Genomic DNA, 14,757 nt, shown 5'->3' on the forward strand with positions numbered 1-14,757 from the left:
CGTTTGACTTAACCTGATAACGACTCAATGGATAGACAACTGAATAAACTTACTCATTTTAGTTTGATAGCTATATTTATGAGTAAGTTTAATAAATTTTAGAGAAGTTTTTGCTTTCTGTATTTACCCCTAAAAATTGTATCAAATCCGCTTAATGAGGTATAAAAAAATTTTACATCTTCAGCAAAGAGGAAATCTTTCTAAATTCTCTTCCCTTCCGACTCCTGTACAGGGGAATTGCCATTCGCCCCTACAACCCCTGACTCCTAGATTAACTTTCCAAATATACCGATGCTACCAGATTTGATATTAGACATCTCCAAACAATAAAAAATAAAATCAATTATCGTACAGAAACCACCAATTATTTCACCCTATTTCCTACTCCCTAAAATTTACCGAATAATTAATTATTAATTGTTAATTGTTAATTGTCAGTTATTAATTATTACAGGAAACTTGCTAGTAACCCTACCAATTATCTGTTGCCAACTCACACAACCAAAAGAACGACTATCATTACTTTCTTCCTTATTTTCTCCCATCAAAAAACAGTCACCTTTTTCATCAACAAAGGCAACCCACTTAATTATTTTCAAATCTTGACGATAGGGATGTTCAGCCACCACCAGATCGCCAATTTCTGGTAAAAAGTGGCGGTAGGCTCTTGTATCCACAAGAATTTCCTCCCCAGGCTTAAGTAGAGGAAACATAGAAAATCCAGTGACACAAAACCGTTGACGCAACCTTAATAACCAAAGTAATAACTCTTTATTACTACTTTCCTGTATCAACTTTTTACCTACCACCTCAAACTCAAAAAATTTAGCTAGCCTTAACCCAAGCTACATCACGTTCCTTAGTAGCCCAGAACATACCGTGAATTTTCTCCACAGTAGCTAGTAACTCAGTAGCATGCTCCAAACTAACTTCTACTTTACAAGCAGAGCATAACTTAGCAGCCTTCCAGAAAGTATCGTGGAGGTCTGGGTACTTTTCTAAATGTACAGGCTTAAAATAATCAGTCCAAAGAACGAGTAAATCTTCCTTAGTCTTCTGAGCTTGCTCTTCCTTAATTGCAATATAACGAGAAAGAGTATTAGCAGTCTTATGATCTCCAGCTTTTGGGTCAAGCTCCAGGATTTTCTTAGTCATAGACAATACAGCTTCAGCGTAAATGCGAGCAGAAGCGGGGTCATAAACACCACAAGGGCCATCACAGTGAGCGCTAACCTCTGGTGCTGGGAAGTACTTTCTAATCTGAGTAGCAATTCTATTGAGCATAGTTTTCTAAGATATTCCTATCTGTATGAAAAATGTAAAGTAATGTTACGATGAAATAGTGGTTCAGAAGGAAAGATTTTCCTAATAATTTCCACCAACCCTAGTTTAAATCAAAAGTGTGGGTATTTCTCAATTTCCGATAATCCCCACCCACCCCATTTGAAATAAAAAGTGTGGGTATTTCTGATTTTGAATTTTTGATTCCTTTATGAAGATAAACCTATGCCATTTTCAATTGATACAGCTCGTAATATCTTTCCCAGCACGTTATCAGCTGACGCAGTGCCTGCCACTATCGCTCGCTTCAATCAGCTCAGTGCAGAAGACCAACTAGCTCTCATTTGGTTCGCCTACCTGGAAATGGGAAAAACCATCACAATTGCTGCTCCAGGAGCTGCCAATATGCAGCTGGCAGAAAGAACTATGAATGAAATTAAGCAAATGAACTTTCAGGAGCAAACCCAAGTAATGTGTGACTTGGCTAACCGCGCCGATACTCCAATATGTCGCACCTACGGTACTTGGACTCCAAACATTAAGTTGGGTTTTTGGTATCAACTTGGAGAATGGATGAATCAGGGACTTGTTGCTCCCATACCGGAGGGTTATCAGCTTTCTGCTAATGCTTCAGCCGTTTTGGGCACTATTCAAGGATTAGATTCTGGTCAGCAAATTACAGTTTTGAGAAATTCTGTGATTGATATGGGTTTTGATGTTAAAAATATGGGCAATTATACCCGAGTTTCTGAACCTGTCGTTGCTCCACAGAATATGGCAGAGCGAACTAAAGTTACGATTCAAGGTGTTGATAATCCTACTATCTTGAATTATATGAATAACTTGAATGCCAATGACTTTAATGCATTGATTGAGTTATTTACTCCAGATGGTGGCCTACAACCTCCTTTCCGTAGACCAATTGTGGGCAAAGATGCCATTTTGCGATTCTTCCAAGAAGAATGTCAGAATCTCAAGTTAATCCCAGAGCAAGGAATTTCTGAACCTGTTGAGGATGGTTTTACTCAGATTAAAGTTACTGGCAAATGCCAAACTCCTTGGTTTGGAGCTGGTGTAGGTATGAATATTGCTTGGAGATTTTTGCTTAATCCTGAAGGTAAAATTTTCTTTGTGGCGATCGACTTATTGGCATCTGCCAAGGAACTGTTAAATTTAGCTCGGTAGAAAGAGATAGGTAATTAAATATCGTAGTAGTTGGAGCTAATGTTAGCAAAGCTATTTAACTCCAAGAAAATAAGAGATAAATAAATTTTAAAGAGTGTCTTCAAACAGAACACTCTTTTTTTTGTTAGGACTTAATAAAATTGTCTTGTAAATTAATATAAATTTTATTTTATCTAGCTACTGAATTAGATTATATATGCTACTATTAACAACTACATAAAAAATCATAATCATACATAGATTTTAAGAAATTAAGTAAAGATGATGCAACTTACTGATACTCCGTGGTCCATAACAGAACAAGGTATTGCCCAAGCAGCTTTAGAAAAAGCTAAAGAACGAGAAATCAATGCCTTAATCACAACAGTGCGCCAGCAAGCAAGTGGAATTCAAGAATTTGATGATTTATGGTATCTACATGATTTTCTCAGTGCCAGAAGATACGATCTAGATGGCAAGTATGACTCCAGAAATGCAACTGTAATTTTTGCTCTAGCTGGCTTAGTAAAAGAGGGATGGTTGAAGATAGATGAGCTAGAAGGCTTGGATAAAGAAAAGCTCACAAAAGTATCTGCCATGACCCGCATTATCTAATATTATCTGAAATGTAATCTAAATCAAGGGCGGGTTTTGAAATGAAGTGCGGTTCCCATCTAGACCCGCACTATTTAAGCTTGATGATCTGGCAGTAAATTTGGTAAGACGCGATCGCAACAAAATAAAGTCCCTGCAGCGACACACAGTGGAATACCTAAAAAGTTAACTATGGGAATAGTAATTAAAGCTTGACAAATTAACCCAAAAGTGGCACTTGCTGGTAAGCTACGACGCACCACTGTTAACTTCTCTCTAAATCTTAATTTTCTTCTCTCCAAAAATCCATCAAAAAAGTCAAGACAAACAATGGAAGTTGTTAAAATTATACCACCAATAGTTGCTATTAAAGAGCCTCCAGGCAAAAAGTTGATCAGCAACATCGGTAAACCTATGACTAACAGTAATCCAATTTTTTTTAGTTCAAAAAGTATGGCTCGCCAAATATCTTTGAGAGAGCTTAATAAACTTGGAGGAGTTTCAGGGAATGTGCCAGTTCTAATTTTTTCTAATTGTTCAGAAAGTTGACCATAAAAAGGTGAACCTAGAATAGTTCCAAATTGTACTAACAAAAATCCAATTATTAGTAATAATATTGCGAACAGAATGACTTGTACAAGTTTATATAAAACATTATCTATATAACTTAAGAAGTTTAACCATGTTGGTAATTGAGCAATCAAGGCATCAAAGCGTAAAGATAAGTTATTAAAAATAGTATTAATTAAATCAATGCCGGGTAGAAGTAAACTAATATAAAGAAGAATACCCACCACGATATTAATCAAAATTGGAACAACTATATAACCTATTAATTTTGGATTTTTGAGAAATATTGTTAGAGCACGAAAATGGTAAGTTGCCCCTGCAAATAATCCGATAGGAGCCTCAAATATAGATAATATTGACTTAATTTTTTTTTGTTTAACCATGAATTAATTGAGAGTAGTTATACCAAATTGATAAATTTTTGCTACAAATAGCTAGGATATTTCTTAGGAGTCAACCCACCCCTAACCCCTCCCAAAAGCACCGAGTCAGAATGAATAGCTTTAATGGCAGTTTTTAGATATGAATTTATCTTTTTAGTCCAAAAGGCATCTCCTATAAAGTAGGGGCGAATGGCCATATACCCTCACGGCATGGGCTTCGCAATTGCGCCCTTACTGCCCTGATTATTCGTAACATTCTTTTTTTACCTAGAATCACTCTTATGGCCAGCGCTATAATTTTTAATGAGCGCGCCTGGATGAATGGTGCGTGTATAATTATGATTTCCTACGGAATGCTTCCCTATGGGATGCTGCGCAAACGCAAACGATGTCATAATTATACACAAATATTAATAGTTTATCTAGTAGACATTTTGGGTAAATTTAGCTATAACAATAGATGTAGTCGAGGAATTAATAATATCTTTGCTAGTAATTGAGGCTAAATTAAAAGGCAGTCAAAATCAGTACAAAGTTTTAGATGAAATGATTCTCACAGGTCAATTCATCAGAAACAGTTGTTTGCGCTATTGGATGGATAATAAAGATGTCAAGCGCAACGACTTACAAAAGCTTTGTTCACAACTAGCAGGCGGATAGTAATTTTCCTTGGGCTAAAAAGTTAAATTCCCAAGCAAGACTTGCATCAGCCGATAGAGCATGGCAATCAATACAACGATTCTACAAAAATTGTAGACTGAAATTACCAGGTAAAAAAGGTTATCCTAAATTCAAAAAATTCACTCGTTCAATAGAGTATAAAACAACTGGTTATAAGCTATCCCCAGACAGAAAGAAAATTGAGTTTAAAGATGGTTTTAAAGCAGGTGTATTTGAGTTATGGACAAGCCGTGATTTAGTCTGGTATTCACAACAACAAATAAGTAGAGTTAGAGTTGTTAGACGTGCAGATAGTTATTATTGTCAATTTTTAGTAAATGTAGAGAGAAAAGAAACTCATAATTTTGAAGGCAATGTAGTAGGAATAGATTTAGGTTTAAACGCTTTCTATACTGATAGTAATGGTGATGTTGTAGAAAATCCTAAGTATTTGAGTTCCTCAGAAAAACGACTAAAAAAGCTACAAAAGAGAGTATCACGTCGCCACGAGAAAGGTAAAAAGCCACAGTCAAATAACTACCATAAAGCCAGAAAGCAATTAGCCAGGCAGCATCTCAAAATCAGCTTTACTGCGTAAAGACCATGCAGTAAAGACTGCAAGGGCGTTAATCCAATCTCACGACTTGGTAGTCTACGAGGATTTGAAGATTGCTAACCTAGTTAAAAATCATCACTTAGCTAAATCTATATCTGATGCAAGTTGGTATCAGTTCACCGAATGGCTGGAATATTATGCTAAGTCCCATGGAATTGCTTGCATAGCAGTACCTCCACATTTCACATCTCAAAATTGTTCTTCTTGTGGTCAAACTGTTAAAAAATCGTTGTCTGTTAGGACTCACAAATGTCCTCATTGTGGTTATATAGCAGACCGTGACCATAACGCAGCAAAGAACATTTTAGCTAAAGGTTTAGAGATGTTAGGAGCAATAGTCAACAGTACCGAGGGGCACTCGGAATCTGGGGGAGACCCAAAAGCTACGGGAGAGTCCGACCTCTGGATTAGTAATAGCAATATTTCGCTCTTTAAGTTGTCTCTATGAGCGTAGAATCATCAATGATGAGAATCCCGCATTGCGTTACTCTGATTTGATGCCGGGAGTATGTCAAGCTGGGTATTAGAAGTCATAGCAGTGTGCGCTGGTATATTTACAAATTGCAGGAGGTGCCCAATAGCTAAAAGTCTTATATTATCGGCAATTTATTCCCCCTATTGCCAGATGAGCTGTTGCCTGTTGCCTGTGCACAGCGCTATAGTAGCTATGAGAGGTTGTTTGTAAACAAAAGATTAAGTAGGATATGTGACAGCATCCTTACAATTTTCTGTTTTCTGGAATAATGGTTGGTTTTTCTGTGAGGCACCCTATGAGTTAGTGGAGATTCAGATTTTTTGTAGAGGAAAAATCCCTACTCTATAAAAGTATTAAATTATTTGTAGAAAATCAGATTGTTATACATATTTATATTTAGGGTTTGCTGAATAAGTCTTTTGGTAAAAGTAGGAGTCAGGAGGACTGAGTCAGGAGTTAAGGGAATTACAGAGGAGGTATTCAACAATTAATAATGAATAATGAATAATTACCTCTCCTTGAAAAGAAGAGGATTGACAAAGGGATGAAAATTTTTCTTCTCTTGGTCGATTGGATATGGCGCAGGTTTCCTCGCCATCCCTCGACCGCTTATTATCCCCTTAAAAGGGGAGGCTTTAAACCACAATTTTTCGGCAAGAATAATTGTTCCTCTATCTTTCTGTACTTGTCTGCCCAAAATCCTAGCTTTTGGCCGCTCAAGCTGAAAAAGTTGCACTTTTTTTAGCTCCAAAAAAGCTAAAACCTTTATCTGTCAGTATTTTTAGATTTAATCAGCAATGGCTATTTAGCTTCTCTATTTTTCAATTATCCCCAGAATATTTTTTATACTAACTACAATAGAAAGTTATATCAAGTCTCATTAATTAGCCATAATCAAAATACTTTCTCTGATAAATTTGCCCATTTTCCCTGTTACCCATTCCCTAAAATTTTTATTGTGGGTATTTAAATAAACATGATATAAGCGTTTCTCAGTCTAATGAAGTAAACCTATCTTTATTTGTCTTCTATTCCCTGTTCCCTATTCCCTAAAACCAACGAATTTTGTACCTCACGCTTCTTGGGAATGGCTATATATATTAGCTATATTTAACATATAAAAATTATGGGATGATAGAAGATTTATATTAGTAAATCAACCAATAATGTTTAGCTTTAATCTCATCCCAAGACCAATTATAGTAACCTATAGTTTACAGTGGATAAACCCAACCGTAAGGATCAGTCAATTTAGCAGTTTTAATATCTTCTAATTTTTGTAATACTTGAGGAGCATATTTTCGTTCAGAAACAGGAGGTAAAATCATATCTTTACCTTGATAATTAATAGTAGAAATATGAGCAATTGTAGCAGCAGTTCCCATACCAAATGCTTCAGAAAGATTACCCTCTTCATAAGCTTTTGCCACTTCATCAATAGAAATTAATCTTTCCTCAACTTTAACACCCATATCTCTAAATAAAGTTAAGACACTATCTCTAGTAATTCCGGCTAATATAGTGCCAGTCAATTTAGGAGTAATAACAACATCATTAATGACAAAAGCCACATTCATTGTGCCACATTCTTCAATATATTTTTTTTCCTTCCCATCCAGCCATAAAACATTATCATAACCCTGTTGTTTAGCTTCTTTATCTGCTAATAAACTACCACCATAATTACCAGCACATTTAGCTGCTCCTGTTCCTCCTTCAGCAGCTCGTATATATTTATCTGTAACAATTAACTTAACTGGTTCTGAATAATAAGCACCAACAGGGCAAGAAATAATAATAAATTTATAACTACTTGCTGGTTTAAGACCAACAGATTCATCTGTAGCAAAATAAATAGGCCGAATATATAATACACTACCTGATTGAGTAGGAATCCAGTCAGAATCTAGCCTAACTAATTCCTTTAAACCATCCAGAAAAATATCTTCAGGAATAGTTGGCATACATAATCGAAAAGCTGATTCATTTATCCGTTTATAATTAGCTTGTGGGCGGAATAGTAAAGGTTTTCCTGTGGGACTTCGATAAGCTTTTAAACCTTCAAAAACCGCTTGACCATAATGCAAAACTGACAGAGAAGGAGCCATTGAAATATTGCCATAAGGAACAATTTTCACCTCTTGCCAATTACCATCCCTGTAGTCAGCAACTAACATATGATCGCTAAATACTTTGCCAAAAGAACTATTATTAATATCTTGTTCTTTAATACGAGAGTAGCTAGTTTTTTCTATAGATATTTGAAGATTTAGCGTTTCCATTATTACTTGGCTTGTCTAATAAATGTAATCTTTCTATAATAACATTTATCAGTTACGAGGTAAGCATTCAGCTATTGGCGGTTAGCTTTCAGCTTTTTACAGTGCTTTTCAAATTGATGAACCACATTTTCACACATCAAACCTTGTAGGGACGTTCCACGGAATGTCCTTAGTGTGGTTTACCCAAATAAAAACTCCTGTAAACAAAGAACTGAAGCACAAGAAAATAAACTTAAATTGTCCATTCAAGGTAATAAAAAGGTAATAAAGCTGTTTGCGCAGCATTCCGTAGGAATAGCTGACCGCTGAATGCTTACGTTACGAGTAGCCATTGATACTCCCCGACCTAAAGGTAAGGGAATTCTTAAGCAATCCAAAAGTGGATTCTTAAAGGCATTATCAAAGTGCCTCTACTGACTCCTTTGAGAGAAAATTTCAAAGTTGTCGCTACTTTTTTGAGGATATTAGCTGCGCCATTAATATCTGCATTAACTAATAAACCACATTGAGTTTGATATAAACCTCGCTTAATTCGTTTTCCAGACGCTTTCCAGCTTTGAGGTTTTTCACCGATAGTTGGCAAGAAATCATCATCTAAAAACGATACTTGTGAAGTATAAGATTCTTCGGTTTCTATCAATTCTATGCCGTACAATTCGCATAACTGACTAATCCGTTATTTGAGTTTTGCTGTAGGAATTTGTACAAACTTTTGGTTGTTTTTGCCTCCAATGTTAATACTATCTTTTTGCCTCTTATTAAAACCAAAAACAATTCTACCAATGCTATATTTTAAGCAGTTGTCGATCCCTAATCTGGCTGCTTTATTGACAGCATCCCGCATTTTTCGATTGCGTTTCTCAGTTATGCCAGCTAGTTTTTTTGACCAAAATCCTTGGGGTTTACCTTCTTTAATTGTCGCAATTTGTTTGTTGTACCAACCCACCCCTATCCCCTCCCGGGAGGGGAACTAAAGGGGTGGGTGTTTACCATCAATAATGAAGCTTATTCCTACATTGGAGACACAACTTAACCAATTATCAACCCCGTGGTCAATGCCTAAGACTTTGGCTTTATATAACTGAGGTTGAGCAGCTTTTAACTCATAAACCCATTCGACATAAAAGCAATCATTACGTGGCAAAATCCTAATTTATCTGATTTCTTTAAACTCAAGATTACTGGGAAAATCTAAGAAAAAACTGTCAATTTTAAATGCTGCTTTAACCTTTAGTCCCAGAGGTAATTTAACTTTATCCAATTCCAACTTTAAAGCTTGTTTGGGGTAAGTTATAACTGCCATTCCTCCTTTTTTATGGTATTTAGGCAATTGAGGCCGTTCTGTTAATTCTCCTTTTGTGTACTTATGAGAAAGTTCTTTATAAGACTTAAATGCTTCTGCTACCCCTCTAAGAGTTTGTTGTGCTGCTTGAGAATACAAAAACTGATAATTCGTATTAGATTTGAGCTTTTTTTCTAAGTCGTATTTTCCTATCTATAATATACCCAAACTTAAAATACCATTGTCTGGCTAAATAAATCCCGCAATTAATAAGCTTATTTGCTGTAATACATAAGTATTCTAAAAACGGGACATTGTCTGGACTTTTAATTAACTCTTGTTGGCATCCATACATCTTGAGCACCTCCATATTACTATGCTCCCATTAAAGAATAAATGCAGGACAACTTTTTAAGGTGTTAAAATTCCCCCCTCGTTTTTCATCAACGCTTTAAAAAGACGTGTCTTTCAAACTCTCGTCCTTTTTTCGTAATTAAAGAATTTAAAGTATAAAAATTAGCCGTATTGTAGAGATAGGTTTAGGATAATATTATGATTGTCTGTAACTTCAGAAATAATCAAAAAACCTTCCCCTATCTCTACACCTAAATTACTTGAGTTAAAAATTATTAATCATGCTTGGCAATAACCCAAATAGCATGAACAATACCACCAATATAAAAACCAAAAATAGTTAGGAGAAGATTAATCCAAAAAGCACCGCCGAGACCAACGGTCAAGAAAACACCTAAAGGTGGTAAGAATATAGCAGCTAGAATTCGTAGTATAGTCATTTTAGTTACTCTTGTAATTTTTAAACTATTGTTCTTTCAGTATGTGGCAGTCGCCACAAAGGCCAGGAATTATAGAATAGCCGAAACAAAGGAATTTTATATAGTTAATCTTCTTCCTTCTTCCTTCTTCCTTCTTCCTTCTTCCTTCTTCTATAGCTTCAACTGTTAGTAGAACCTTTTCCGAAAAATTTTGGAGGTTTTGCTAAAGTATATACCTCAGTCTCAGTGGCGATCGCTTCTCGTAAATGTTTAGGTATTTGCAACATTCCCAATAAGGTAGTCCCATCCAACATCCGAAACCCACCAGTAGTTTTTTCTCTCAGAAGTTGATTAACTGTTTCTGGGTCAGGACGACTATTAATCATCTCTCTCGAACCAATGACAAAACCCCAAGGTCGGCCATAAGTAGGAATATAACTACTATAGGATTGGACATAAGGAAAAACTTCTTTCATTGTATTCACAATTCGAGCATGAAGTTTCATTTCTCCTGGTGAAATAGGGCCAGCTTGCAAAACAAAAAACCCTCCAGGGGTAAGCACCTGTAGAATTTTTTCAAAGTATTCCTTTGTAAACAACTGAAATGAAGGTCCCTCTTCAATAGGGTCAGAAAGGTCAGAGATAACTACATCCCAAATTTCAGCAGAAGTCTGCAAAAATTCTAAAGCATCACCAATGACCAACTTGAGGCGAGAGTCATCAAAAGCATTAGCGTGCATCTCAGGCAAATGTTGACGACAAGCTTCAACCACTTCTCCATCAATGTCAATCATGGCCACTTCTTCTAGTGTTTGCCAACGTAAAACCTCCCGAATAGTGGCTCCTTCACCACCACCAAGAACAAGAACTTTACTAGGAGATCCATGAAAAACCATGGCAGGATGTACCAGAGGTTCATGGTACAAAAATTCGTCTCCTGTACAAGATTGCCATTTACCATCAAGAACCAGTGCTTTACCATAAATACCTGTTTCTACAATGTACATATCCTGATAAGCAGTTTTCTTGTAGGCAAGTACCTTAGTAATACCATGAACATAAATATCCCAAGGTGTGATATACTCACTTACCCATAGATCTGCACCAACTTCACTACCTGCCATAAGGCGTACTCCTGAATGACATATTTATCTCAATACTCAATATTGGGACAGGATATATTTCTTAGCACAAAATGGTTTTAGATTCCAACTATACTGAATACAAATTTGAGGTTTAACAGGTATTATTATTGAAATGAGCTAAAATTTTATCCCGATGAATAGAGTAATTTTACTCAATCGCTTCAAGAGCAAAAAAAATTTTTCCTAATTATTTTCTTAATTAAAACTATCCAAATTAATCAGTTAAGTCTTACTTTTGACTGTCTTGCCGATTTTCCTTTCTATTTGTTGATTTGATATGTTAATTAGGGAGAAAATCTCTACATCCCTTTACTCGTGAAATAGGGGATCGGCACTTTTAAATTTTGACTGGATAGGTTATTACCCTGAATTCAAGTATAATCTATCAGAGAATGTTGAAAGAGTTCGAGCAGCTATAATTTTTAATTTAGCGGTGAGATGAATTTCAACCAGCAAATTAATTGAGCAGTAGCTAATCAATATAGTATTAGTTATAATATAGATAGTTATTAACCTTTGATTACTTTAACTTACCAATATAAACTTAAGCCAAACAAACAACAAGAAACTGAAATAAACCAGATTCTTGATGTTTGTAGAACTGTGTATAATTATGCTCTGAGAGAGCGTAAAGATTGGTTAAGTTCAAGGAAAGTAGCAATTAATAGTTGCTCAATTCTAGCTGAATATATTATCCAGGCTGATGCAGCTTATCCTAATTACAATTATCAAGCCAAAAACCTAACAATAGTTAAGAAGAATAATCCCAGAATAAAGTCAGTTAATACTCAAGTTTTACAACAAACTTTAAAGACTTTAGACAGAAAATTTTCTGAAATGAAATATCTTGGTAAAGGCTTCCCTAGATTTAAGAAAAAGTTGAGAAGCTTTGTTTTTCCTGCTATGCTGAAAAACTGTCTAGGTAATAGTAGATTTAAACTCCCTCAGCTAGGTTGGATTAAAATCAAACAAAGTAGGCCATATCCGGAGGGTTTTCAAGCTAAACAAGCTAGGATAGTGAGAAAAGCTACTGGTTATTATTTGATGATTACCTTTTCTTCATCAGAGTCAGTTCCAGAAAATCCAGTAGGTGAAAGGTCATTAGGCATTGATGCCGGAATCGAAAGTTTTGTCGCTACTTCAACAGGAAAGTTAATCAAATCTCCTAAGTTTTTGTTAGGTCAACTGCGCGAGCTTAAATTGGCGAGGGACCCCGCGTCGCCTCCAGGCACAAGCGGTCAGACCCCGCGTCGCCTCCAGGCGCAAGCGGTCGGAACCCGCGTCGGCGTCAGACGCAAGCGGTCGGAACCCGCGACGACGCCAGTCGCAAGGGAACGCCGACCAAGAGAGGGAACGCCGACCAAGAGAGGGAATGCTGACCAAGAGAGGGAACGCGCGAGCTTGCTGCAAAGAAGACTTAAGAAAAAAAAGAAGGAGTCAAGTAATTGGTTAAAACTTCAGAACAAGATAGCTAGGCTACATGAAAAAATAGCTGATGCTAGACGAGATTGGCATTTCAAACTAGCCCATCAACTTTGCGATTTAACAGATAATATTTTTGTTGAAGATATTAACTTCAAATCTTGGTCTAGAGGTATAGTTAGAAAACAGTCTTTAGATTCTGGTATAGGTCAATTTATCAACGAAATACTTCTTTATATATTCTGGAAAAGAGGTAAGTATTACGCCAAAGTTGACAAAAATTATACTTCTCAAGAATGCCCTAAATATGGTCATATAGGGAAGAAAAAACTTTCTGTTTGCGTAGCATTCCGTAGGAATAGAAAGCATAATTGCAGCCATTGTAATTATCAAGAAAATCGCGATGTAGCTGCTGCACCCACCCCCATCCCCTCCCGGGAGGGGAGCAAGAGGGGTGGGTGAGGATTGATAGCGGTAGGGCATACCGTTAAAGAAGAAGCTTGTGGAAACGGTCTGACAGGGGTACAACTCAACTTGTTTGATTTGTTATCTAGTTAAGAGTTCTTGAAGCAAGAATCACTCGTTATAATCTCCGATTTAACGGGCGAGTGTCAATGAATAAGTTACTCTTCATAGTGCTATGGAAAATAATACAACTAACAACTTCCCAAATATATATTTCAATGAGCGGAATGCAGAACTGTATGAAAGTAAACATTCTTTTGTTTCTAATTTGGCAATAGATTTATTAGAATTGCTCAGTCCTCAGAGTGGAGAAAAAATTCTTGACCTTGGTTGTGGAACAGGTCATCTGACCTATAAAATCACTACAAAAGGGGCAAAAGTTGTAGGAATTGATAATGCTCCGACCATGATTGAACAAGCACATCGTTGTTATCCAGATATTAAATTTTTAGTAGGAGATGGAGTTAATATAGACTTAAAAGAAACATTTGATGCTGTGTTTTCTAATGCAGTACTTCATTGGATTAAAGAACAGAAAAAAGTTATCTGTAATATTTGGCGCGTCCTGAAACCTGGAGGTCGTTTCGTTAGTGAATTTGGTGGCCAAGGCAATATTAAAACAATTATTAAAAGTATTTATGAAGCCTTAGATGCGGCTGGTTATAGTAGTAATAAACAACTTAATCCTTGGTATTTTCCTAGTATTGGAGAATATGCTACTCTCTTAGAATCAGAAGGTTTTGTGTTGACTTTTGCTAGTTTATTAGAAAGACCAACTAAACTTGAGGATGGAGAATATGGTCTGCGTAATTGGCTGAAGATGTTTGCAACTTGTTTCTTTGAAGGAATTCCTGAAAAAAAACAAAGTATTATTATTGATGATATTGAAAATAGATTACGTCCTCATCTATATAAGAAGGGTAGGTGGACTGCTGATTATAAGCGAATTAGGATTATGGCTTTTAAGGAAGGTAATATTGAATAAATAATGACTAAATTACTGATTATTTAAGTTATTGTTGTTTTCTACAATAATTTATATGTGTTGCTAATTTATATTTCATTTCACTTATACCATTTCTCAAAGATTAATGCTTTAATCATGTTCGGTTGAATAGTTATAATTGATTAGGTAAAAGGTGACAGGGGGGAGGGATTTCATGGAACTGCTATACATAGAGACTTATATTAATAACGCTTTCATCCGAACATGATATTACCTGATAACTATTTCCACTATAAAGAAAAAGGAAGAAATGAAGTTAAGGTAGAGGTATAGTAAAAATTAGATTGCAAAAATTTTCTCTATGCATAATTTTTTAATTTCCTTTCTGTAAGTGGATTTCTCAGTTTTAGCTAATATCAAGTCCGGCAGCATCGGTATTATAAATAGTGGAAGTATCTTGCTAGCAATTAAGGAAGAAGGAAGAAGATTTGAAAGAAAGAAAAAGTAGATATTTCCCAATTTTTTACACAAACAGTACCAACAGACATTATATAAATCAAATTTTTTTTGGGGAAACAATACACAAAGCCCTTTATTTTAGTAATAAAGTAAAATTAATTGTATATTTGATGACTGGGTAATAGCAGTTGCACATTATGGAATAATATTGCCAAAAATTAGTTTAGATTTTGACTGAAA

At 35.8% G+C, this 14,757-nt stretch carries 16 protein-coding genes and 1 pseudogene; 7 read left to right on the forward strand and 10 right to left on the reverse strand.

Annotated features, from left to right (window positions below; translation table 11 throughout):
* Positions 1–434: 434 nt before the first annotated feature.
* Complete coding sequence (gene sodX / locus F6K23_RS11955; RefSeq protein ID WP_293155139.1) at positions 435–809, reverse strand: nickel-type superoxide dismutase maturation protease; 375 nt, start codon at positions 807–809, stop codon at positions 435–437.
* Between the two features lie 16 nt (positions 810–825).
* Entirely contained in the window at positions 826–1,284 is a 459-nt protein-coding gene (gene sodN / locus F6K23_RS11960; protein ID WP_293155142.1) for a superoxide dismutase, Ni, read from the reverse strand.
* A 222-nt stretch (positions 1,285–1,506) separates the two neighbouring features.
* Here sodN and F6K23_RS11965 point away from each other — a divergent pair, with 222 nt between their 5' ends.
* Together F6K23_RS11965 and F6K23_RS11970 are read left to right on the forward strand one after the other, a co-directional pair.
* Positions 1,507–2,466, forward strand: a complete 960-nt coding sequence (locus F6K23_RS11965; RefSeq protein WP_293155145.1) for an orange carotenoid protein N-terminal domain-containing protein — start codon at positions 1,507–1,509, stop codon at positions 2,464–2,466.
* Positions 2,467–2,727: 261 nt separating this feature from the next.
* Positions 2,728–3,060 carry a hypothetical protein gene (locus F6K23_RS11970; protein ID WP_293155148.1) on the forward strand — a complete coding sequence of 111 codons (333 nt, stop codon included), beginning with the start codon at positions 2,728–2,730 and terminating at the stop codon, positions 3,058–3,060.
* 74 nt (positions 3,061–3,134) lie between these two features.
* Here F6K23_RS11970 and F6K23_RS11975 read toward each other — a convergent pair whose 3' ends face one another.
* Positions 3,135–3,992 (reverse strand): EI24 domain-containing protein, encoded by an 858-nt coding sequence (locus F6K23_RS11975; protein WP_293155151.1) that lies wholly within the window; start codon positions 3,990–3,992, stop codon positions 3,135–3,137.
* 486 nt (positions 3,993–4,478) lie between these two features.
* Here F6K23_RS11975 and F6K23_RS11980 point away from each other — a divergent pair, with 486 nt between their 5' ends.
* The 3 genes and pseudogenes from F6K23_RS11980 (at position 4,479) to F6K23_RS11990 (ending at position 5,716) form a co-directional block, all read left to right on the forward strand.
* The gene (locus tag F6K23_RS11980) at positions 4,479–4,652 is read left to right on the forward strand and encodes a hypothetical protein (RefSeq protein WP_293155154.1); all 174 of its coding nucleotides are present in this window, start codon (positions 4,479–4,481) and stop codon (positions 4,650–4,652) included.
* Positions 4,653–4,710: 58 nt separating this feature from the next.
* Positions 4,711–5,250, forward strand: a pseudogene (locus F6K23_RS11985) (RNA-guided endonuclease InsQ/TnpB family protein); the annotation flags it as partial.
* Positions 5,251–5,296: 46 nt separating this feature from the next.
* Entirely contained in the window at positions 5,297–5,716 is a 420-nt protein-coding gene (locus F6K23_RS11990; protein WP_293155157.1) for a transposase, read from the forward strand.
* Between the two features lie 1,241 nt (positions 5,717–6,957).
* On the opposite strand, the gene F6K23_RS11995 is transcribed toward F6K23_RS11990, so the two are convergent.
* The 7 genes from F6K23_RS11995 to F6K23_RS12025 all read right to left on the reverse strand — a co-directional run bounded on the left by F6K23_RS11995 (position 6,958) and on the right by F6K23_RS12025 (position 11,204).
* Positions 6,958–8,025 (reverse strand): branched-chain amino acid aminotransferase, encoded by a 1,068-nt coding sequence (locus tag F6K23_RS11995; RefSeq protein ID WP_293155160.1) that lies wholly within the window; start codon positions 8,023–8,025, stop codon positions 6,958–6,960.
* Positions 8,026–8,389: 364 nt separating this feature from the next.
* On the reverse strand, positions 8,390–8,665 hold the full coding sequence (locus tag F6K23_RS12000; protein ID WP_293155163.1) for a hypothetical protein: 276 nt from the start codon (positions 8,663–8,665) through the stop codon (positions 8,390–8,392).
* Between the two features lie 36 nt (positions 8,666–8,701).
* Positions 8,702–8,971, reverse strand: coding sequence for a hypothetical protein (locus F6K23_RS12005; RefSeq protein ID WP_293155166.1), 270 nt, complete (start codon positions 8,969–8,971; stop codon positions 8,702–8,704).
* 24 nt (positions 8,972–8,995) lie between these two features.
* A complete protein-coding gene (locus F6K23_RS12010; protein ID WP_293155169.1) occupies positions 8,996–9,169 on the reverse strand; it encodes a hypothetical protein in 174 nt (57 codons plus the stop codon).
* 9 nt (positions 9,170–9,178) lie between these two features.
* A complete protein-coding gene (locus tag F6K23_RS12015; RefSeq protein ID WP_293155172.1) occupies positions 9,179–9,466 on the reverse strand; it encodes a hypothetical protein in 288 nt (95 codons plus the stop codon).
* Positions 9,467–9,936: 470 nt separating this feature from the next.
* A complete protein-coding gene (locus tag F6K23_RS12020) occupies positions 9,937–10,101 on the reverse strand; it encodes a YqaE/Pmp3 family membrane protein (protein ID WP_293155174.1) in 165 nt (54 codons plus the stop codon).
* Between the two features lie 158 nt (positions 10,102–10,259).
* Positions 10,260–11,204, reverse strand: a complete 945-nt coding sequence (locus tag F6K23_RS12025) for a fused MFS/spermidine synthase (protein ID WP_293155177.1) — start codon at positions 11,202–11,204, stop codon at positions 10,260–10,262.
* Between the two features lie 537 nt (positions 11,205–11,741).
* On the opposite strand from F6K23_RS12025, the gene F6K23_RS12030 reads away from it, so the two are divergent.
* Together F6K23_RS12030 and F6K23_RS12035 are read left to right on the forward strand one after the other, a co-directional pair.
* Complete coding sequence (locus tag F6K23_RS12030; RefSeq protein WP_293155180.1) at positions 11,742–13,109, forward strand: transposase; 1,368 nt, start codon at positions 11,742–11,744, stop codon at positions 13,107–13,109.
* Between the two features lie 178 nt (positions 13,110–13,287).
* Positions 13,288–14,097: a trans-aconitate 2-methyltransferase gene (locus tag F6K23_RS12035; protein ID WP_293155183.1), complete on the forward strand. Its 810-nt coding sequence runs from the start codon at positions 13,288–13,290 to the stop codon at positions 14,095–14,097.
* Positions 14,098–14,757 lie beyond the last annotated feature (660 nt).

This window comes from Okeania sp. SIO2C9 (genome assembly GCF_010672455.1).
Taxonomy (GTDB): Bacteria; Cyanobacteriota; Cyanobacteriia; order Cyanobacteriales; family Microcoleaceae; genus Okeania.